We start from the raw sequence: 21,063 nt of genomic DNA on the forward strand, positions 1-21,063 counted from the left end.
CTCAGTCCAGATCCGACCAGCGAAGCTGAGTGTTGCGGGACAGGTCGCGGTTGACGCGACGGCCGATCAACTCGTCGAAATGATAGGCCGCGATCTCGCCACTGCCGGGACGCCGCGCCCAAATATGGGCTTCGGTCAATACGGTGCCCGCGCGAAGTTCGCGATCCGCGACGATCGAACCGCGGGCGAACCGGTACACCGCTTCTTCGGGCGCGGTGCGCTGCTTGGGATTGTGGAGAGCCGTATGGATTTCTCGCGAACGATCGATCAGATGGCGCAACTCCGCTGGGTCCATGGAGCATGAGATGTCCGGCCCCTCGCGGTAGCGCGTGTCGGTGAAATGCCGTTCAAGTATCGAAGCGCCCAGCGCAACGGACGCCAACGCCATGTCCGGACCGATCGAATGATCGGAAAACCCTACCACCGCATCGGGAAAGGCCGCGCGAAGATCGGTTACACCCCGCAACGACACAATTTCGGGCGGGGAGGGGTAGAGATTGGTGCATTCCAGCAGGGCAAAGGGAATTCCGGCATCCCTAAGAATCTGCACCGAACGCCCGATCGTTTCGATCGTCTGCATCCCCGTAGACATGATGACGGGCTTGCCGAGACGGGCGATGTGCCGGATGAGGGGCAGGTTATCAGCCTCACCTGAACCGATCTTGAAAGCAGGAACGTTAATTTCGTTCAGGAAATCGGCGGCCTTCCGCGAAAACGGCGTCGACAGATAGATCAGACCCAGCGCTTCGGCATGAGCCTTGAGCGCGATTTCGTCATTCGCAGACAATGCGTTCTGCGCCATGACATCCCAAATAGAAACTTTGGCGTTCGGCGGAAAGATCGCCTTTGCCTCCTCAGTCATCTCGTCTTCGACGAAATGGGTCTGGTGCTTGACGCACTCCACTCCCGCTTTCGCTGCGAGCGTGATCATCGCCTTGGCTACATCCAGATCGCCGCCATGATTGATTCCGATCTCGGCAATCACCAGCGGGGGGAAATCGAAGCCTATCTGTCGATCCTGAATTTTCATGATACAGTCCGCTGGAGATTTACCCTAGATCGCGGATCGGCTCGGCCGTCCGCGTAACGCGCATTAGATGGCCAAGGCGATTTGTCATAGTCCCCCAAGCGCAAATTCCGGACGCCGCCGGATCGATTTCATGCGATCACCGGTCGTCGCGGCTGCCGAGGACCTATTCCCGAGCGCGTCGGGTTGCCCGCTCCGACTTTAAGGGGCACGGTCAAGCGGATGATCGACGATGACACAAGCAATCCGAAGCCTTCGGCAAATGAGAGCAGGCGGCGTGGGGTCACGCGCCGCATGGCGCTGGGCACGGCTGCGGCGCTGACGGCGACGCAAATCCCCGCAAGCACCCCCCCGGGGCGACCCACCCGTCCGATGCCGGACGGTCGTTTCGTAAGTCCGGAACAATATGGCGCGCTCGGTGACGGCATGACGGACGATACGCCTGCGCTGCAAGCTGCACTGAACGCCGGGCGCAGTATCCTCCTGGGCCACGGAAGACATTATCTTGTGCGGTCGACGCTGCGCGTCGCATCCGATGACATTCTCCTGACCGGGGGAGGCAGGATCAAGATCGCGCGAGATTTCAAGCTTGCGGGGATCGTCGGCACGTCCCTCAAAGTCATCGTTGTCGAAGGTGAACAGGCGACTTTCGACGGGATCACTTTCGACGCAAGCGAAGCGCCCCAGGGAAGCGCCGTGGAGAACGGCATTATCTGGAGCGAAAAGTCGTCAACGACGGTCCGAAACTGCCTGTTCCTCAACAATCCTAAGGGGACAGCCGTCTGGATACTCGGCAACTCGCCCTATTCGATCGTGACGAATTGTCGTTTCCTGAACTGTTCCGGCGCAGTGTTCGCAAAGGGGCGAAATCCTGTCATCACTAATAATGTCGTAATCAACGCGACGGACGCCGCGATCGCAATTAATGGCCAATCATGTGTCGGCGCGATCATTACCGGCAATTCGATTAGTAACGAAAAGCTTGTACCGATCCCGTCGATGATCGCCGTAGAGGAATCCGCCAGCAACTGGACCATCACAGGCAACACGCTGACCGGCGTCAACGGTGGCGGGATCATATGCACAAACGTACTGGATTCCACCGTCGTCCGGGGGGGCGTCATCGCCGACAATATCATTGAGGGGCATCGCTTCGATGGCCGTGTCCCCAAAACCGAAAATCCGGCCGCGCTGCTCTATGTGTCACCATCCTATACTGACTGGATCGTCCACGATAACCGAATATCGAACTGCCCGACCGGAAATTCGAATTCTCGGCTCATCATCCTCTCGGCGACCGGCGGCATTTTTCACGATAATATTGTGGATGGTTCGTCGAACGCCGAGCTTTCGGCGATGATCATGATCCTGCCGGGTCGCAACGGCATAACCATATCAGACAATATTACAAAGGCCGCTGACGGCGGCAGGCATTTTCTCTTTTCCCCCGGCGATTACGGTAATGTCGCATGTACCTTCATTCATGGCCGACTATATGGTGGCGCGGAAGGCATCAATGCCGAGTTGGGCTCCAAAGACCATCGCGGTCTTGTCCTGCAGATTCACGACATCGCGGACAGTTCGGTCGGGAGCATCGTCAACGCCGCGACGATCCTCGGCGATCGCGCGGCATTACTGAACGACGGAGGTTGGGCGTGGCCTCACCGGCTCGGTGTCCATACAGTCATGTATGGAAACAAAATTCCCGTGCACGCGGGTAAAATGCCGTTCCAGCCAGGCGATCGATTCCATTTCATAACACCGATACGGGGCAAGCCGGCTGGCGTCATCCGGCTCGCCGACGGATGGGGCGGGCTGGCTACGATTATGTGATCGCGACTTGCCGCAATGGGACCGGTCCATTCATTTCGCCGATCGGGCTTTCGCCATATTTCCGCAGGACGTCGTTGAAAGCCTCTGCCATCGGGGCTTGCAGGCTGCGGTCCTGGCGGCGTGCCAGCATGTGCATAGCGAGCGACATTTCCGGGGCGAAGAAGGGGCCATCGCAAAGGTTCTTTGCGGACGTACGCTAGGTGTTCAGTCCCGGCATCTGGTGGATCGGATTGACGATGAAGCGATCTGGCTCTGACGTCGAGATCTTGGCGATGTATTCGTAGGGCGTGAGGCCGCTGAGCGTCTTGAGTCGGCGGGCGAAATTGTAGGCGGCCATGAAGTCGGCGAGGTGCGTGCGCAGCTGGTCGTGGCTTTCGTAGTGGAAGCGTTTGACGGTCGCGTCTTTGATGGTGCGGTTCATCCGCTCGACCTGTCCGTTGGTCCACGGATGGTTAGGCTTCGTGAGCCGATGCTTGATGTCGTTGGCCTCCCAGATTGTGGATCGGCGTGGAAAAAGGACCCCGGTAGCGGGGTGATCGGCGTCGAAAAAGGACCCCTCATTCCGTTGGTCTAAGGCTGTCCGCTTGGCAGATGTCAGGCGGCGAGATCGGGATGTTGGTATTGGAGACGGTATTGAGGATCCGGCGCGAGCACGCGTCGGGCAAAGCCATCAAGGCGATAATGCGAGACCTGCATTTGTCACGCGGTGTCGTGCGCAGGGCGATCCGGGCGCCGGAGGCGGACACCAAGTACCGGCGAGAAGTACAGCCGTTGCCAAAATTGGGGGCGTTTCAGATGCGTCTCGATGCGCTGTTGGAAGAGGATGAGGCACGACCGCGGCGCGAGAAGCTGCGCATTACGCGTGTCCACGATCTGCTGCTGCGCGAGGGGTTCGACGGCTCGTACGATGCGGTGCGCCGCTACGCTACCCGCTGGCGGCAGGCTCGGCGTCGCGACGTAATGGACGCGCCAGCGTTCATCCCGCTGCTGTTCCGGCCGGGCGAGGCCTACCAGTTCGACTGGAGCCACGAAGACGTCGAGATCGCGGGCAAGCCGATGCGGGTGAAGGTTGCGCATGTGCGGCTGTGCGCATCGCGGGTGATGTACGTGCGAGCCTATCCGCGCGAGACGCAGGAGATGCTGTTCGACGCCCATGCGCGGGCATTCGCCTTCTTCGGTGGCGTGCCGACGCGGGGCATCTACGACAACATGAAGACTGCCGTGACGAGCGTGTTCACAGGCAAGGAACGGGTTTTCAACCGGCGTTTTCTGGTCATGGCGAACCACTACATGGTCGAGCCGACCGCATGCTCGCCGGCAGCCGGCTGGGAGAAAGGCCAGGTCGAAAACCAGGTCCAGACGGCACGCGGTCGGTTCTTCCAACCGCGCCTGCGCTTTGTCAGCCTCCAGGAGCTGAACGGCTGGCTGGAGGCGGAATGTTGCCGCTGGGCCGACCTGCACCAGCATCCTGAGCAGAAGGAACTGACGGTCGCCCAGGCATGGACGGCTGAGCGCGGCGTGCTCCAGCCGGTTGCTGCCTCCTTCGACGGGTTCTACGAGAGTGAGCATGCGGTGAGCGGCACGTGCCTGATAAGCTTCGACCGCAACCGCTATTCCGTCTCGGCCAAAGCAGTGCGGCGCACGGTCCAGGTGCGTGCCTATGCTACCCGCATCGTCGTGCGCCTCGGCGATGAGGTACTCGCCGACCATCCTCGGTTCTTTGGTCGCGACCGCACCATCTACGACCCGTGGCACTATCTGCCGGTGCTCGTGACCAAGCCCGGCGCCTTGCGTAACGGCGCGCCATTCCAGGACTGGGAGTTGCCGCCTGCGCTGTCACGACTGCGGCGCAAGCTCGGCGCTGGCGATGATGCAGACCGGCGGTTCGTGCGCGTGCTTGCAGCGGTGCTCGACGACGGGCTCGATCTCGTCGAGGCGGCCGTCCGTGAAGCATTGCTGGCCGGTATCACCAGCGACGACGTCATTCTCAACATCCTCGCCCGTCGGCGCGAGCCGCCACGACCGTTGGCCATCGCCACACCCGAGGACCTGGCGCTGCGCCATCCACCTCGTGCCGACTGCGGTCGCTACGACAGCCTGCGAGGTTTCCATGCAGCGGCATGAGATGATGACGGCCATGGCCGAGTTAGGGCTCAAGGGCATGGCTGGTGCCTTCGACGAAGCGGTCACCACCGGCCTGCAGCGCAAGCGTATGACGATGGAAATCCTGACCGACCTGCTGCGGGCAGAGACGGCCCATCGCCATGCAGCGTCGGTCCGCTACCGGATGTCAGCCGCCAAGCTGCCGGCGGTGAAGGACCTCGACGCCTTCGTATTTGACGGCACGCCCATCAACGAAGGCCTGGTGCGCTCGCTGCACAGCGGCTCCTTCTTGGCCGGCCAGCGCAACATCGTGCTCGTCGGTGGTACGGGCACTGGCAAGACGCACCTCGCCAGCGCCATTACCGCCAACGTCGTGCGAAACGGCGCCCGCGGCCGCTACTTCAACACGGTCGACCTGGTGAACCGGCTCGAGGAGGAAACTCGCCTCGGCAAGGCCGGCGCGCTTGCAGCTCAGCTGTCACGCCTTGAGGTCGTGGTGCTCGACGAGCTTGGTTATCTGCCGTTCGCCCGCTCGGGCGGCCAGCTGCTCTTCCACCTGGTCAGCAAGCTCTACGAGCGGACCTCGGTCATCGTCACTACGAACCTTGCCTTTGGCGAATGGCCGACTGTCTTCGGCGACCCCAAGATGACCACCGCGCTGCTCGACCGCATTACGCACCACTGCGACATCGTCGAAACCGGCAACGACAGCTGGCGCTTCAAGCACCGCAGCTAGCCCTCGGGAACCCGACAGAGGAACGCTTCGCGCTGGTTACACCTCCGGTCGGGCTACGCCCGCCCTACGCCGCAACCAGCGCGAACGGCGCGTCCGCTACCGTCACGCCGCCCAACGAAGGGGGTCTCTTTTGGACGCCGATAGGGGGTCCTTTTTGGACGCCGATTGACACCCAGATCATGTCGAAGCGCATCTGACGCGACCAGGCGGTGTTGCGATTGCGCGGCGGCTCGGCGAACTGGATGCCATTGTCCGTCAGGATGGTGTGGATGCGGTAAGGCACGGCTTTCAGCAGGTGCTCGAGGAACTCCCATGCTGTCCTGCGATCAGCCTTGTCGACCAGCTGCGTGACCGCGAACTTGCTCGTGCGGTCTATGCCGACGAACAGGTAAAGCTTGCCTTCGGCAGTCTGCACCTCCGCAATATCGACGTGGAAGAAACCAATCGGATAACGCTTGAAGCGCTGCCGCTTCGGCTTGTCGCCTTCGATGTCCGGCAGGCGGGAGATGCCGTGTCGCTGCAGGCAACGATGCAGCGCTGATCGCGTCAGGTGCGGGATCGACGGCTGCAAAGCATAGAGACAGTCGTCGAGCGGCAGCAGCGTGTGGCGCCGGAACGCCACAACAACTGCCTCCTCCGCCTCGGTCAAGGTCGTTGAATGAGGGGCCTTCGGCCCGGTCTTCAGATCATCCACCGACGCCCGCTTGCGCTACTTCGCGACCGTCTTTGGGTTGATCCTCAGCTCTCGGCTCAGCGTCGCGAGCGAAGCTTGCGATCGCTGTATTGCTGCTCGGACGGCGTGCGTGGTCGTGGCGCACCCGTGACGTACCTGTCCCATACGGATTCCTTCCATCCGAACGAAAGGATCGCACCATCAAACCGTGGGATCAAACACCTGGATAAGTGACGAGTCCTGAGCGTGATCAAAGGATCAAATTGGCCGAATCCCGCAGCCGACAGATTCTGTTCCCTAAAAGCACGCCGTCCGGGCGAATCGAGCAAGACTGCGAAGTAGTTTGTGACCGATCCGAATCAGAACGATGCTCGCCATCGAACAATAACTGTAATGGTCAGGCAATACGGTAAGACACAACTGCTTATCTATTGAACAACCCTCGGAACATCATGCCTCACAAAGCGGCAATATTTCGCGGAGTTACCATTTTGTGTTGCAACTTAACCACGCCCCGTCAGCAAAACGGTATACGTTGTAAAAAATGGTATACCTTAACGTCATTCAAGTGACACCCTTTTGTCATCTTCCGTTCAGGGGGTGACGTGGGTGCCGGTCAGGCACCCCATGAAGGGGACAATGACGTGGTCAAAAAGGGATTGCTTTCCAAAGCCTTGTTGCGTCACGGCGCCGCGTTGCACGCGGTCGCCTTGCTTGGCGCGGGCATCGGGGGCGTCGGTTTCGCTTCGGTTGCGGAAGCGCAGGATTTCACCCAGGTCAATGCGACCGGTAAAGTCCAGGGCACCGACGGAAAGCCGCTGGCAGGCGCGACCGTCACGGTCACGTCCAACACGCAGGGCTTTTCGCGCACGGTGACGACCGACCGCGACGGCAGCTACCGCGTGCCCGCCTTGCCCATCGGCGTCTATACCTTCGTCGTATCGGCCAGCGGCTATGACAGCTTCACCGACAATGACGTGAACCTCAACCAGTCCTCGGCCGCCAACCAGTTCACCCTTGGCGAGGTGGGCGCGGGCGGCGAGATCGTCGTGACCGCCGGGCGCGTGCAGGTCGCCGACTTCGATCGCAACACCGTTGGCGCGGTGGTTCAGGTGGGCGAACTGGCCGCGCGCGTGCCGGTCAGCCGCGACCTGACCTCGGTGGTGCTGCTGGCACCGGGCACGGCCGCGGGCGACTCGACCTTCGGCAACCTGCCCGCCGTCGCGGGGTCGTCGGTTTCGGAAAACGCCTTCTTCATCAACGGGCTGAACATCACCAACCAGCGCAACGGGCTGGGCTCGGCGAGCGTGCCGTTCGAATTCTACAGCACCGTCGAGACCAAGGTCGGCTCGATCTCGGCGGAATATGGCCGCTTCACCGGCGCGTTCGTCAACGCGACGACCAAGTCGGGCGGCAACGAATTCCACGGCGGGCTGCTGTTCAACTATCTGCCCGACTCGCTGCGTGAGAATACGCCCAACACGCTCTATGCGTGGAACAAGGACGATGTTCGCGACACCAAGCAGACGATCCTCAGCCTGTCGGGTCCGATCATCAAGGATCACCTGTTCTTCTACGGCTTCTACCAGTCGAGCGATTACAGGGCCGAGGATACCGCACTGGCGGCCAACGCCAATTCCTTCACCGAAATCCGCGACGCGCAAGGCAATCTGACCGGGCGGCAGGCGATCCCGCCGTTCAGCACGGGCACGTTCCGCAACGTCTATCGCATCAGCTCGCCCGCCTATGGCGGCAAGGTCGACGCGGTGATCGTCGATGGCCAGCGGCTGGAGTTCACCTATTTCAACACCAAGGACCGCAGCACCACCACCCAATATAATGTGGTCGATGCACAGGGCGGCCCCTATGACAGCCGCGTCGATACGGCGGGTCCGCGCACCGGCTCCTATGCGGGCCAGTCGGTCAATCTGGGCGGCGGTGAGAGCTATGTCGGCCGCTATACGGGCCAGTTCACCAACTGGCTGACCCTGTCGGGCGCTTACGGCAAGACCAAGAGCCGCGACGTCGGCCTGCCCTTCGACACGGTCAATCCGGGCATCAGCGACCAGAGCGGGTTGTTCACCCCCGTCCTGATCGGCAATCCGTCGACCACGATCGTGACCAACAGCGACGAACGCGAATTCTATCGCGGCGACGTCGACCTCTATGTCAAGCTGCTGGGCGACCACCATATCCGTGGCGGCTATGACCGCGAGAACCTGACCTCGATCGCGCAGACGAACTATACCGGCGACGTCTTCTGGACCTATTACAACTCGGGTCCCTCGGGCGATGCGCGCGTCTCCGATCCCAATGTGCTCTATGTCGGTGGTCGTACCTATGTCACCGGGGGCACGTTCAAGTCGCGCAACGAGGCCTATTACATTCAGGATGCCTGGTCGGCGTTCGACAACCGGCTGAACATCAATGCGGGCCTGCGCAACGATCGGTTCACCAACGACAACGTCAACGGCGAGACCTATTACAAGTCGGGCAACCAATGGGCACCGCGCATCAGCGTGGCGATCGACCCGATCGGCGACCAGCGGACCAAGATCTACGGCTTCTTCGGCCGCTATTACCTGCCGGTGCCGACCAATACCAATATCCGCCTGGCGGGCGCGGAACTGGACTATACCGCCTATTACCGGGCGACCGGCGTCGGCGCGAACAACGTGCCCATCCTCGGCTCGCCGGTGAACTTCGCCGGTGGCGTGCCCTGTCCGGGGCCGACGCCGGGTGCGACCGGGACCGCTACCAATTGCGAGGTCAATCAGGACGGCACCGCCGCCTCGACCGAGTCCACCGTCGCACGCAACCTGAAGTCGCAGTCGATGGACGAATATATCCTCGGCTATGAACAGCGTTTCGGGCGTCGCTGGAGCGTCGGCGCGTTCGGCACCTATCGCAAGCTGAACAACTCGCTCGAGGATATCGCGATCGACGCGGCGGTGAACAATTATTGCGCGCAGAATAATCTGGACTGCACCGTCGCCGCCCCGACCGACGCCAACCCGAACAACCGCGCGCCGATCTGGTCGGGCTTCCACCAATATGTGCTGGCTAATCCCGGCGTGCCCTCGACCATCACGCTGTCCGACCCGGTCAATGGCGAGGCGACCGCGCGGACGGTCAACTTCACCGCGGCCGAGCTTGGCTATCCGCGCGCGCAGCGGGTGTACAAGGCGGTCACGCTCTGGGTGAAGCGCGAGTTCGACGGGGTGTGGAGCTTCGACGCCAACTACACCTACAGCAAGACGATCGGGAATATCGAGGGCGGCGTCCGCTCCGACAATGGACAGTCGGATTCGGGCCTGACCACCGCGTTCGACCAGCCCGGCCTGACCGTCGGCTCCTATGGCTATCTGCCCGGGGATCGCCGCCATAACCTCAAGGCTTACGGCTCGTACCGCTTCTCCGACTGGTTCACCTTCGGCGCCAATTTCAGTGCGTCGTCGCCACGATCCTATGGCTGTCTGGGCCGTGTGCCGGCACGCGTCGACGCGTTCGCGGGGCAATATGGCGCGGCGGGCTTCTACTGCAACGTCGTCAATGGGGAGATCGTGACGAACCCGACGGCCGGTACGGGCACGCCCGCGCAGAGCACGCTGCAACCGGTCCGGCGCGGCACCGCGTTTCAGTCCGACTGGCTGACCGTCACCAACGTGACCTTCCAGTTCCGCCTGCCGATCGACGCCTATGACGCCTTCTTCCGCGTCGATATCTTCAACCTGTTCGCGGAGAAGTCGCGCACCGATTTCAACGAAGTCGGAACGCAGGGCAATGGTTCGCCGCGTGGCGACTATCGCTATGTCACCGATTACCAGGCGCCGCGTTCGGTCCGGCTCCAGCTCGGCATGAATTTCTAATACCCCACGAGGATCGTTCGCGATCCTTGACCTTCGGAGGCGGTCCGTCCGGGCCGCCTCCCTTTTTTGTCCTTCGGCCGGAAATTCGCGGTCGGCGAAGTGACTTAAAACCTTTGCCTTTTGCAAAGATGTTAGCGCTCCTGCTATCGCCGATCCCAACAAGAATATCGGGGAGAGGCGACGACATGAGAGCATTTTTTGGCATGGCGGCGATCGCCGGGGCGATGCTGTGTGGCGCGGCATCGGCGCAGCAGGCGCCGATCGCGGTGACCGTCGCCGCGAACGGGACCGGCCCGCGTATCGATCGCAACATTTTCGGGCAATTCGCCGAGAATCTCGGCACCGGCGTCTATGGCGGCGTCTGGGTGGGGGAGGGCTCGTCCATCCCCAATGTCCGGGGCATTCGCACCGATGTGGTCACCGCGCTGAGGGCGTTGAAGGTGCCGAGCGTCCGCTGGCCGGGGGGATGCTTCGCCGACGAATATCACTGGCGCGACGGCGTCGGTCCGCGTGCGAAACGCGCGGTCACGGTCAATGGAAGCTGGGGCAACGCGCTCGAGAAGAATGATTTCGGCACCGACGAATTCTTCGACTTCCTCGGCCAGATCGGCTCCGAGGCCTATATCTCGGTCAATATGGGGTCGGGCAGCGTCAAGGAGGCTGCCGACTGGATGGCGTATATGACCGCCGATCCCGGCACGACGAGCGGTGCGGAGCGCGCCGCCAACGGTCACCGCGAACCCTACCGCGTCAAGTTCCTGGGCATCGGCAACGAGAGCTGGAGCTGCGGCGGGGCCTACACGCCCGCTTATTATGTCGACGAGATGAAGCGCTATGCCCGCTTCGTGCGCAACCTGAACCTCAAGCAGAACGGGACCGACAATCCGGCGGGCGGGTCGGTCGCGGGAACGGACCCGATGCAGCGCATCGCCGTCGGACCGGGCTCGCCCAGCACCGACTATACCGAAGCCGTCATGCGCGCGTGGAAAAGCCACGACTGGGCCTGGAATATCGAGGGCCTGTCGATGCACAATTACACCTGGGTTTCCTGGCCACCCAAATATGCCAGCACCGGCTTCGGCGAGCGGGAATATGCGACGCTCATCAAGGACACGCTGAAGATGGAGGACATGATCCGTATCCATTCGGCGGTCATGGACAAGTACGATCCCGACAAGAAGGTGCCGCTGGTCATCGACGAATGGGGCGTGTGGCTGGCCAAGTTGCCGGGCAGCCGCGACGGTTTCCTGCATCAGCAGAATTCGATGCGCGACGCGATCATCGCCTCGATCAACCTCAACATGTTCACCCGCCACGCCGACCGCGTCCGCATGACCGCGATCGCGCAGATGGTGAACGTGCTCCAGGCGATGATCCTGACCGACGGGCCGAAGATGGTGCTGACGCCGACCTATCATCTGTTCAAGATGTATGTGCCCTTCCAGGATGCGACCCGGCTGCCGATCAGCTTCGACGCGGGGACGTATCGCTTCGGCGACGTCAGCCTGCCGCGTATCGATGCGATCGCCGCGCGCGGCACCGACGGCAAGCTATGGATCGCGCTGACCAATGTCGATCCCAACCAGCCCGCGCAGGTCAACGCCCGGATCGACGGCATCGCGATGCGGACGGCATCGGGAAGCGTGCTGACCGCCGATCGGGTCGAGGCGATCAACAGCTATGACCAGCCGAACAGCGTCGTCCCGCGTCCGATTGCGGCGCGGGTCGATGGGGGCATGCTTTCCGTCACCCTGCCGCCCAAGTCGGTCACCGTGCTGTCGGTTTCGGAGTAGCCGCGCGCAGGGGAAAGGGGGTATCGTCGGGCGGTGATCCTGCTGTCCTTGCCGCCGTCCTCGCCGACGCCCCGAACCCTGGCGGCGATTGCCGCTGTCGCGCTTGTCGCCGTGCCCGCGAGCGCCGCGCCGGATTATCCGTTCAGCGGCCGCTGGCGGGTGGATACCGCATCGCTCAACGGCGCGGTCAAGCCGCAGGTCTTTCAGGTGCGGGACGGCTATTTCAGCCGCGATTCCGCAAACCCGATCAAGGCCGATGGTCGTCCGCACCATGTCCCATCAGACGACTATGTCGATGAGGTGACGATCACCATTCAAGGCGATCACGCCGTCCGCGAGGTCGACAGGATCCGTGGCAAGCTCGCCTATACCGTCGACTATCGGGTTTCCGCCGACGGCAATGTCCTGACCTCTAGAATCGCGAACTATACCGGTCCGGACGGCAAGCCCGTCACGGGTGAGACGGTGCAGCGCCGGATCGGCCCGGCGCCGAAGGGCGGGCATCTGCTTTCCGGCACGTGGAAGCGCGTCAGCATGTCGGTCGACGCCAAAGACGACTGGCTGCTGACGCTGAAGGGCGATCGCTTTAGTTGGCGGCGCGAAAGCGGTGCAGGCTATGACGCGGTCATCGGCGGCCCCCCGGTCAAGCTCGATGGCGACAATGCCGGGATACGCGCACAGGTCACGCGTCCGCGCCCCGATACCATCGTCGAAACCGATCTGAAGACGGACGACACCGTCGCCGACACGCTGTCCATGCAGGTGATGCCCGATGGGAGAACGATCACCGCGACCGGGGTCTACGACTCGGGCAAGCAGACCTCGGTCTTCACGCTGAACCGCGTCGGCGACTGAGCGGCGCTGGGCACGCGCCCTTAGGGCAAGGACGACATGCCGATCGGGCGGGGCCTTGCCGCGTCGGCAGCGTGGCTGATCGGCATGGTCCGTGATATTTGGACCACAGGCCGCCAGGAAATTCGGGGCAGGGCAGGGCTCGCCTATTTGTCGGATTTTCATAAGAGCGGAAATGATCCGCTACTTTGATATCCCCCCAATCTGCACATGAAGGGGTGTGTCCAAAGAGGTAAACACCTACCAATGTGACGTAACCATGAAACTTTTGTTCGTTGACCGCCTCTTCCGGCAGCGACACTAAGTCAGACAAATAAGCGGCCTTGGAAAGGCTCGCGTCATGAGGAGGGGGTCTATGAAGCGTATTGCGCTGATGCTGTCTGTTGCGCCTTTGGCACTGGCGACCGCCGCCCAGGCACAGACCCAGGCTGAGACCGGGACACCGGATCGGACGGCGGACCGCGCCGCCACCAAAACCCACAAAAAGGCCGCCGTCACCGATCAGGTGGTCGAAGGCCAGACCGAGGAAGCGGCCGCCGTTAGCCCCGGCGCGCCGAGCGGCCCGGTCGCCGATGCGGCGGGCGGCTCGTCCGATGGCGACATCATCGTCACCGGCCTTCGCCAGAGCCTGGCCACCGCCGCGTCGATCAAGCGCAATTCCGACGCGATCCTCGACGCGATCGTCGCGCAGGATATCGGCAAGCTGCCTGACGACACGGCCGCCGAAAGCCTGGCGCGCGTCGCGGGCGTGCAGGTCAACCGCTATGGCGACGAGGTCAGCGGCGTCCTGATCCGCGGCCTTCCCGACGTCGCCACCACCTATAACGGGCGCGAATTCTTCACCGCCGAACTGCGCCGCAGCCAGTTGCAGGACTTCCCGGCCCAGGCGCTGGCGGGGATCGAGATCTACAAGTCGGGCACCGCCGACCTGATCGAGCCGGGCCTGGCGGGCCTGGTCAATGTCCGCACGCGGCGTCCGTTCGATTTCAAGGGGTTGGTCGTCGCGGGGGGCGTGCGCGGCACCTATAACGACCAGAGCCGCAAATATGACCCCAACGGCAACATCCTGATCTCCGACCGGTGGAACACCGGCATCGGCGAGATCGGCCTGCTGTTGAATGCCAGCTATGCGCAGTCGCAATATCACAATGCGATCCGCTACAATGATACCAACATCACCGATTCAAGCCCGGCTTCGGTCATCACCCCGACCCCATCGGGGACGATCCGCTATCCCTACAGCGTCGGCCTCTACAATCCGGCGGGCAAGCGCTGGCGCCCCTCGGCCAACTTCGCGCTGCAATGGGCGCCGAACAGCGACACCCAGGTCTATCTGGAGGGCATCTACCAAGGCTATCGCGGCCAGGGCTATACCGACAATTGGTCCGATGACCTGCGGGGATTGGACCCGAAGCTTAGCGACGTCGTGCTGGTCAACGGCACCAACGACGTGCGCAGCCTGACCAAGACCGGCGGCAATCGCGAGCAGGCCTATCGCTCGACCGACCGGGCGCAGACCAACACCTACCAGATCGCCACCGGCGCGCGGTGGGAGACGGGGCGCGCCACGCTGTCGACCGACTTCGCCTATACGACCAGCTTCTACTCGGACTATACGCACAGTCTGGATTCGGCGTTGAAGGGGCCGCAGACGGTCAAGGCCGACTTCCTCAGCGACGGCGGTGCGGCGTTCAGCCTGCCCGGCTTCACCGTAACCGACCCGTCGCAATATGTCTGGCGCGGCTATTACGAGGCCTATTACCGGACCTCGGGCAGCGGCTTCCAGTGGCGAGGCGACGTGTCGCTCGACACCGATCCGCTGCCGTTCCTGAAGAAGATCCAGATGGGCTACCGGCTGACCACGCGTCTGGCCGATTACGCCTCGTCCAACCGCTATGCCTATACCGAGAATCTGCAGATTCCGTTCAGCAGTCTGGGGATCGGCCAGCTCGGCCTGACCGGCAACCCGTTCCGTGGCGGCGATCAGGGCTTCACCCAATATCTCAGCTATCCTTACGGCGACATCGATGGCGGCCAGGCGCAGCTCCGCGCGCTGTCGCGCCAGGCGCTGGCACAGCTCGTCGCGCTCAATCCCAACGACAGCGGATACAAGAATGCGCAGACGCTCTTCGCCAGCGACCAGGTGCCGGTCGACCCCTCGGGCACGTTCCACGCCAACGAGAAGACCTACACCGCCTATGCGCAGGGCAAATACGGCTTCAACATCGGCTCGCTCGAGGTCGACGGGCTGGCGGGCGTCCGCGCGGTCATCACCAACGGGCTCTATTCGGGCGTGTCGCAGATCTACAATAACGGCGTCCGCACGCTGACGCCGCAGGCGCTGCATCAGGACTATCTCGACATCCTGCCCAATGCCAGCATGCGGGTGAAGTTCACCGACAAGCTGCAACTGCGGCTTGGCTATACCTTCACCCGGACAAAGCCCGATTTCGGCCAGCTCAATCCGGCGGTCAACATCACCACCGTCGTCCGCGATCCCAGCCAGCCGCTCGACCCGAACAATCCGTTCAACCGGATCACGGCGAACGGCTCGGGCGGCAACCCCAATCTGAAGCCGCTGACCTCGCACAATTACGATGCCAGCCTGGAATGGTATTTCTCGCGCAGCGGCTTCGTCAGCGGCGCGGTCTTCTACCGCGACCTGTCGGGCTTCATCAGCAACTATACCCGGTTCGTGCAGGATCCGCGCTACGGCTTCATCCAGCTCAACCGGCCGGAAAATGCGGGCCAGGGCCATATCCTCGGCGCGGAGGCCAATTTCCAGACCTTCCTGGATTTTCTTCCCGGCGACCTGAAGGGCTTCGGCTTCCAGGGCAACGTGACCTATCTCGACGGCACCAACCGCACGCCCAATTTCACCGAGAACAGCAACAGCTTCACCTATGGCCCGTTCGTGCCGATCACCGGCCTGTCGAAATGGACCTACAACGCCTCGCTTTTCTACGAGCGCAACGGCATCACCAGCCGCCTGTCCTACAATCGCCGGTCCGAGTTCGTGAACTACTATGGCACCGACATCAACAACCGCCAGACGGTGAACGGCACCCTGCCGATCAGCCGCCTCGACTTCTCGCTGAGCTATGACGTCAACAAGCAGTTCACGCTGAGCGTCGACGGCACCAACCTGCTCGCCAAGCCTTTCCGCGACTTCACGACCGATTTCTACGGCTTCCGCTACACCCAGGATATCCGCGACGAGGGCCGCTATTACGGCGTGGGCTTCCGCTTCCGCTTCGGCGAGTGATCGGTGAGGGGCCCGCTCTCCTCGGGAACGGGCCCCTCACCATCGACCTGTCGTTCGAGTTCGGCGTTCAGCTCCGCGCCTAGCAGGAAGACATAGGCGCTCAGCCACAGCCAGGTCAGGGTGACGATCACAGCGCTCAGCGAGCCATAGGTCGCGCCGTAATTGCCGAAACGGGATACGTAGAATCCGAACGCCGCTGTCCCCGCCAGCCACAGCAGCGTCGCGCCGATCGCGCCGGGTGACAGCCAGACCCAGCGCGGATGCCGGTGATCGGGGCCGTAGCGGAACAGGACCGCGGCCGCCGTCACCACCACCAGCGCCAGCAGCAGATAGCCGCCCAGCCGGATCGCGGTCAGGACGATGCCCGGCGCACCGGGGATCAACCCGTTGAGGAAGGCCAGCAGCATCGTCGTCCCCATCGCCAGGAAGATGGTCAGCACACCCCCCGCGACGATGGCGAACTGCAACAGGTTCAACCGGACGAAGCCACGCGTTTCCGGCGTATCATAGGCGACGTTCAGGCCCGTGACGATCGCCGACGACCCTTTGGTCGCGCCGTATAAGGCGAGGATCAGCGCGACGGCCAGCCCGATGCCTTGTTTGTCCTTGGCGCTCTCCACCACGGTCAGCAACTGGTCGGTGATGATCGAGGCGGCGTCGCGCGGCAGCGACGCGAACACCGCCTGGACATTCTGGCGGACGGTTTCGCCATCCGCGAACAGGCCGTAGCTCAGGACGACGGCGGCCAGCGTCGGGACGATCGCGGCGAAGACATAGAAGGCGATGCCCGCCGCGATGATGCCGATATTGTCACGACCGACCTCCCGCCAGACACGCTGGCCGACCGCGAGCCAGCCTCGGGCAGGAACCTGGATCGGCGAATGGGCGCCCTCGCCAGCCTGATGATCCGCGACCGTCACGCAGGCACCTGCCCGTCGGTGGTGATCCGGCAGATTGCCCCTATCCCCTGCCCCATTTCCGTAGCCATTTGCTTTCCCTTCGAAAAACAAACTCATGCTCGCCGGGATCGGTCCATGCCGAACGCCGCCAGGCTGGCGCGGTGCGTTTCCCGGGGAAACACTCGCGTAGCCGAGCGGTCCTGTGTGCGTCCGGGACCGGGCATCCCCGGCAGCGGGCAATGGAGGGAAGCGGGCCTGACCAGCTTTCGTCCGAAATCTCTGAGGCTTGCAGCATTTATGCTATTGCGAGCTGTTATCACGATATGTAGGGGGACCGGGACAGCCGTTCGCGTGGCGGGCGACGAACGACCGGGGGAATCATCTTGCATTTTAGAACTTCGCTTCTTGTCGGACCGGCGCTGATCGCCCTGACCGCGCCTGCCATCGGACAGACGGTGACGGCCGATCGCGACGATGCCGCACTCCGGAAGACGGCGGAGGAGCGCGCGGGCCACGAACAGGAAATCCTGGTGCGCGGCCGCTATACCCTGCCCGACCGTATCGACACCGCGACGGGGCTTGGCCTGACGATCCGCGAGACGCCGCAGTCGGTCAGCGTGGTCACCGCGCAGCGTATCATCGACCAGAATCTGACCAGCGTCCGCGACGTGATCGAGAATGGCGTCGGCGTTGCGGTCAACGAGACCGACGACGTGCGCAACTCCTTCTTCGCGCGGGGTTTCGAGATCCGCAACACGCAGATCGACGGGGTCCCGACCGCCTGGGCGCTGGGCGGGGATCGGGGCGAGACGATCGCCGATGTCTCGATCTACGACCGGGTGGAGATCGTGCGCGGCGCGACCGGATTGCTCAGCGGCGCGGGCGATCCCTCGGCGTCGATCAACCTGGTGCGCAAGCATGCCGACAAGCGGACATGGGGTGGCTATCTCGAGGCGGCCGGTGGAAGTTGGGACACCTGGCGCCTGTCAGGCGATGTCGGCGGGGCGGTCACCGCCGATGGCCGTCTGCGCGTGCGCGGGGTCGGGCGCTATGAGGAGGGGAATAGCTTCACCGACTTCTACAGCAACAAGAAACTGGCCCTGTACGGCGTCATGGACGCCGACGTCACCGACGACACGCTGCTGCGGATCGGGTTCAGCCACCAGCGCAACGAACCGCATGGCGCCTTCTGGGGCAGCCTGCCCACCTTCTACAGCGATGGCAGCATCGCGATCTGGGACCGCTCGAAGAGCACCGCGCAGCCCTGGACCACCTGGACGACGGTCAACCAGAATTTCTTCGTGACGCTCGCGCATGATTTCGGCGGAGGCTGGAGCCTGACGGGCAATTACAACCGGTTCCGCAACACGCAGTTCACGCGGATCCTCTATCTCTACGGCAATGTCGATCGCACGACAGGCCTGGGACTGGCCAGCAATCCCTATTCGGCCAATGGCGAGAGCATCCAGAACAGCTACGACGCGCAGTTGAAGGGCAAGCTGTCGCTGTTCGGCCGCGACCATGATCTGGTGCTCGGCTATCTGAACAGCGAGCTAAACCGGCAGACGGTGAGCTATGCGCCGCTCAACGAACTGGGGGCGCCCGGCTCCTTCCTCTTCCCACCCGCCGGAGACTTCATCAACTGGAACGCCAATTCCTATCCCTTCCCCGGCTTCGCGCAGACCGGGGCGGTCAATGAGCAGGAGCGTATCCGCCAGATCGGCTATTATGGCGCGCTGCGGCTCAACCCGACCGACTGGCTGAAGCTGATCGGCGGGGGGCGCGTCGCGACCTATCGCCAGAGTGGCGAGGCTTACGGCGTGCAGCAGAATTACGGCAATGGGAACGTCGTCATTCCCTATGTCGGCGCGCTCGCCGACATCACGTCGAACCACCGGCTCTATGCCAGCTATACGACGATCTTCCAGCCGCAGAACGCGCGCGATCGGGATTTCGTCCAGCTCGATCCGATCCGGGGCAAGGCCTATGAAATCGGTCTGAAAAGCGCCTTCTTCCACGAGGCGCTACAGACCTCGGTCGCGCTGTTCCGCATCGAGCAGGACAATCTCGCGCAGATCGACGGCGCCCCGATCACCCGGCCCGGTACGCCCTTGCCCTTCCAGCCCTATCGCGCGGCGGACGGCGTGGTCAGCAAGGGGTTCGAGGTCGAAGCTACCGGAAGCCCGCTGCCCAACTGGAACATCAATGTCGGCTATAGCCAGTTCACCGCGCGCGACGCCGCGGGCGTCGACGCCAATACCGACCAGCCGCGCCGGTTGTTGAAGGCGTTCACCACCTATACCGTGCCGCAGGTCATGGGGGGCCTGACCTTCGGAGGCGGCGTCAACTATCGCAGTGCGGCCTATTCGCTAGGCACCGTTCCCGGCACCACGACGCCGTTCCGGTTCGAGCAGGGCGGCTTCGCGGTGGTCAACCTGATGGCGCGGCTTGCCGTCAGCGACCATCTCAACCTCCAGGCCAATGTCGAGAACGTCCTCGACAAGACCTATTTCAGCCAGGTCGGTTCGTTCAGCCAATATCGGTACGGACAGCCGCGCAACTTCACGGTCAGCGCGAGCTATCGGTTCTGACCGGCGGGGCGCACCCTGTGCCCGATCGACATTCACGCCATTCCTCCCCTTGCAGGGGAGGTGGCAGGCCGAAGGCCTGACGGAGGGGTGTCCCGCTCGGCGATGTCAGGATGGAACCACCACCGGGGACACCCCTCCACCAGCTTCGCTGGTCCCCCTCCCCTTGCAGGGGAGGAATAAGGGCCGGTCAGCCTGAATGTCGTTCGGCCCTACAGAAAGCCTTCCCCCGCATGTTCGCGGAAGCGTTCGTGATCGCGGACATATTCGGCGACCATGTCGATCGAGGCATGGCGGCTATGTTCGCGCATCTTGAACAGGTTAGCGTTCTGCCGCCCCGCCTCGGTCAGGAATCCGGCGCGTAGCGAATGGCCGGAGAAGAGCGCGGGGGGATAGCCCGCCGCGCTGGCGGCCGCCTTGACCACCAGCGCCACGCCCTGCGCGCTCATCGCCTGGTTGGTCAGCCGTCCCTGCGGGGTCAGCTTGCGGAAGACCGGGCCATGGTCGATCCCCGCACGCTCCAGCCAGGCGCAGTAATGGCGTACCGGCTCGAGGCGACGGCCGTCGGGGATGGCGACGCTATGCCCCTTGCCCTCCTGATCGGTCTTCGAGGTCGGGACGCGGATCAGCAGGCCGCGCGCATCCTCGGTGACGCGCCCGACCGTGATCGCGACCAGCTCGGAGCGGCGAAAGGCACCCGCCATGCCGATCGCGAGCAGCGCCCGGTCGCGATGCGCGCGCAGATCTTCGCCCTGGATCGACCGGAGCATGTCGCGCAGCACGTCGCCATCGGCCGCACGCTTCCGCGCGGTGGGGTCGTCGCGCTTCTCGCGCCGGATCGCGCGCATCGCCTTTTCGAGCCGGGCGGCATCGGGTTGCTGGGTGGGTGGGTCGATCCCCGCCGCGCGGTGCGCGAAGACGATCGCGGCCAGTCGCCGACTGATGGTCGATCGGCCGAGCGGTTTGGCCTCGGGACCGCGCCCGCCGCGCATCGATTCCTGCCCGCGCGGCGCGAAGCCCGTCTCGGCGAGCAACGTGACGAACGCCGCGACGGTCGCCGGGCTGGCGGGGAGCGACCGATAGCCGCGCTCGTCGCACCAGGCACAGAACAGCCGCCAGTCGGAGCGATAGGCGCGAAGCGTCGCCTCCGACGACGCGCGTGCGACATAGCCGTCGACGCGCTCGCGGTCATCGGGGGCGAGTTCGGGCAGATAGGGCGCGATCGATCCGGCGTGATCGACCGTCACGACCGGGCCATTCAATATCCCGTCAATTTCGTCGCTCGCCATGATCGCCCGATCCACCGCCAGCGCCGCCCATCGACGCTTCGCAATGGGTAATCCAGTCCCGCGCGGATCTTCAAGCCTTTCTAGCGGGAAATACAATTATCGCTATTAAGGTATATGGCTCGTATCGGGTGTAATG

11 protein-coding genes and 3 pseudogenes are annotated in these 21,063 nt (G+C 63.2%); 8 read left to right on the forward strand and 6 right to left on the reverse strand.

Annotated elements, in window-relative coordinates; genetic code table 11:
* Position 1: 1 nt before the first annotated feature.
* The gene (locus LRP66_RS08255) at positions 2 to 1,030 is read right to left on the reverse strand and encodes an N-acetylneuraminate synthase family protein (protein WP_230482021.1); all 1,029 of its coding nucleotides are present in this window, start codon (positions 1,028 to 1,030) and stop codon (positions 2 to 4) included.
* A 219-nt stretch (positions 1,031 to 1,249) separates the two neighbouring features.
* On the opposite strand from LRP66_RS08255, the gene LRP66_RS08260 reads away from it, so the two are divergent.
* Positions 1,250 to 2,860, forward strand: a complete 1,611-nt coding sequence (locus tag LRP66_RS08260; protein ID WP_230482022.1) for a right-handed parallel beta-helix repeat-containing protein — start codon at positions 1,250 to 1,252, stop codon at positions 2,858 to 2,860.
* On the opposite strand, the pseudogene LRP66_RS18305 reads toward LRP66_RS08260, so the two are convergent.
* Both LRP66_RS18305 and LRP66_RS08265 read right to left on the reverse strand, forming a co-directional pair.
* Positions 2,853 to 3,011: pseudogene (locus LRP66_RS18305) on the reverse strand (ribbon-helix-helix domain-containing protein); the annotation flags it as partial. The gene LRP66_RS08260 and the pseudogene LRP66_RS18305 overlap by 8 nt on opposite strands.
* A 45-nt stretch (positions 3,012 to 3,056) precedes the next feature.
* A pseudogene (locus LRP66_RS08265) lies at positions 3,057 to 3,344 on the reverse strand (integrase core domain-containing protein); the annotation flags it as partial.
* 128 nt (positions 3,345 to 3,472) lie between these two features.
* Between LRP66_RS08265 and istA the strand changes: the two are divergent.
* Both istA and istB read left to right on the forward strand, forming a co-directional pair.
* Positions 3,473 to 4,984: an IS21 family transposase gene (gene istA, locus LRP66_RS08270; RefSeq protein WP_230482023.1), complete on the forward strand. Its 1,512-nt coding sequence runs from the start codon at positions 3,473 to 3,475 to the stop codon at positions 4,982 to 4,984.
* Positions 4,971 to 5,699, forward strand: a complete 729-nt coding sequence (gene istB / locus LRP66_RS08275) for an IS21-like element helper ATPase IstB (protein ID WP_133032303.1) — start codon at positions 4,971 to 4,973, stop codon at positions 5,697 to 5,699. Before istA ends, istB begins: the two co-directional genes overlap by 14 nt.
* Positions 5,700 to 5,913: 214 nt before the next feature.
* On the opposite strand, the pseudogene LRP66_RS08280 reads toward istB, so the two are convergent.
* A pseudogene (locus LRP66_RS08280) lies at positions 5,914 to 6,537 on the reverse strand (IS481 family transposase); the annotation flags it as partial.
* A 509-nt stretch (positions 6,538 to 7,046) separates the two neighbouring features.
* On the opposite strand from LRP66_RS08280, the gene LRP66_RS08285 reads away from it, so the two are divergent.
* From LRP66_RS08285 to LRP66_RS08300, 4 genes are all read left to right on the forward strand, one after another.
* Positions 7,047 to 10,241, forward strand: coding sequence for a TonB-dependent receptor (locus tag LRP66_RS08285; protein ID WP_230482024.1), 3,195 nt, complete (start codon positions 7,047 to 7,049; stop codon positions 10,239 to 10,241).
* Positions 10,242 to 10,426: 185 nt separating this feature from the next.
* A complete protein-coding gene (locus tag LRP66_RS08290) occupies positions 10,427 to 12,034 on the forward strand; it encodes an alpha-N-arabinofuranosidase (protein ID WP_230482025.1) in 1,608 nt (535 codons plus the stop codon).
* A gap of 33 nt (positions 12,035 to 12,067) precedes the next feature.
* Positions 12,068 to 12,889 carry a hypothetical protein gene (locus LRP66_RS08295; RefSeq protein ID WP_230482026.1) on the forward strand — a complete coding sequence of 274 codons (822 nt, stop codon included), beginning with the start codon at positions 12,068 to 12,070 and terminating at the stop codon, positions 12,887 to 12,889.
* 352 nt (positions 12,890 to 13,241) lie between these two features.
* On the forward strand, positions 13,242 to 16,151 hold the full coding sequence (locus LRP66_RS08300; RefSeq protein WP_230482027.1) for a TonB-dependent receptor: 2,910 nt from the start codon (positions 13,242 to 13,244) through the stop codon (positions 16,149 to 16,151).
* On the opposite strand, the gene LRP66_RS08305 is transcribed toward LRP66_RS08300, so the two are convergent.
* On the reverse strand, positions 16,115 to 17,071 hold the full coding sequence (locus tag LRP66_RS08305) for a YihY/virulence factor BrkB family protein (RefSeq protein ID WP_230482028.1): 957 nt from the start codon (positions 17,069 to 17,071) through the stop codon (positions 16,115 to 16,117). The genes LRP66_RS08300 and LRP66_RS08305 overlap by 37 nt on opposite strands.
* Before the next feature lie 362 nt (positions 17,072 to 17,433).
* On the opposite strand from LRP66_RS08305, the gene LRP66_RS08310 reads away from it, so the two are divergent.
* Positions 17,434 to 19,641, forward strand: coding sequence for a TonB-dependent siderophore receptor (locus LRP66_RS08310; RefSeq protein ID WP_230482029.1), 2,208 nt, complete (start codon positions 17,434 to 17,436; stop codon positions 19,639 to 19,641).
* 209 nt (positions 19,642 to 19,850) lie between these two features.
* Here the strand turns inward: LRP66_RS08310 and LRP66_RS08315 are convergent, their stop codons facing one another.
* The gene (locus LRP66_RS08315; RefSeq protein WP_230482030.1) at positions 19,851 to 20,927 is read right to left on the reverse strand and encodes a tyrosine-type recombinase/integrase; all 1,077 of its coding nucleotides are present in this window, start codon (positions 20,925 to 20,927) and stop codon (positions 19,851 to 19,853) included.
* Between the last annotated feature and the right edge of the window lie 136 nt (positions 20,928 to 21,063).

Origin of the sequence: Sphingomonas sp. Leaf21 (assembly GCF_916858675.1) — a bacterium.
GTDB lineage: Bacteria > Pseudomonadota > Alphaproteobacteria > Sphingomonadales > Sphingomonadaceae > Sphingomonas.

Excerpts from the sequence above, each read along its gene's own strand:
- LRP66_RS08255 (WP_230482021.1), bottom strand. The coding sequence starts at position 1,030 with ATGAAAATTCAGGATCGACAGATAGGCTTCGATTTCCCCCCGCTGGTG.
- LRP66_RS08260 (WP_230482022.1), top strand. The coding sequence starts at position 1,250 with ATGATCGACGATGACACAAGCAATCCGAAGCCTTCGGCAAATGAGAGC.
- istB (WP_133032303.1), top strand. The coding sequence starts at position 4,971 with ATGCAGCGGCATGAGATGATGACGGCCATGGCCGAGTTAGGGCTCAAG.
- LRP66_RS08300 (WP_230482027.1), top strand. The coding sequence starts at position 13,242 with ATGAAGCGTATTGCGCTGATGCTGTCTGTTGCGCCTTTGGCACTGGCG.
- istA (WP_230482023.1), top strand. The coding sequence starts at position 3,473 with ATGTTGGTATTGGAGACGGTATTGAGGATCCGGCGCGAGCACGCGTCG.
- LRP66_RS08290 (WP_230482025.1), top strand. The coding sequence starts at position 10,427 with ATGAGAGCATTTTTTGGCATGGCGGCGATCGCCGGGGCGATGCTGTGT.
- LRP66_RS08315 (WP_230482030.1), bottom strand. The coding sequence starts at position 20,927 with ATGGCGAGCGACGAAATTGACGGGATATTGAATGGCCCGGTCGTGACG.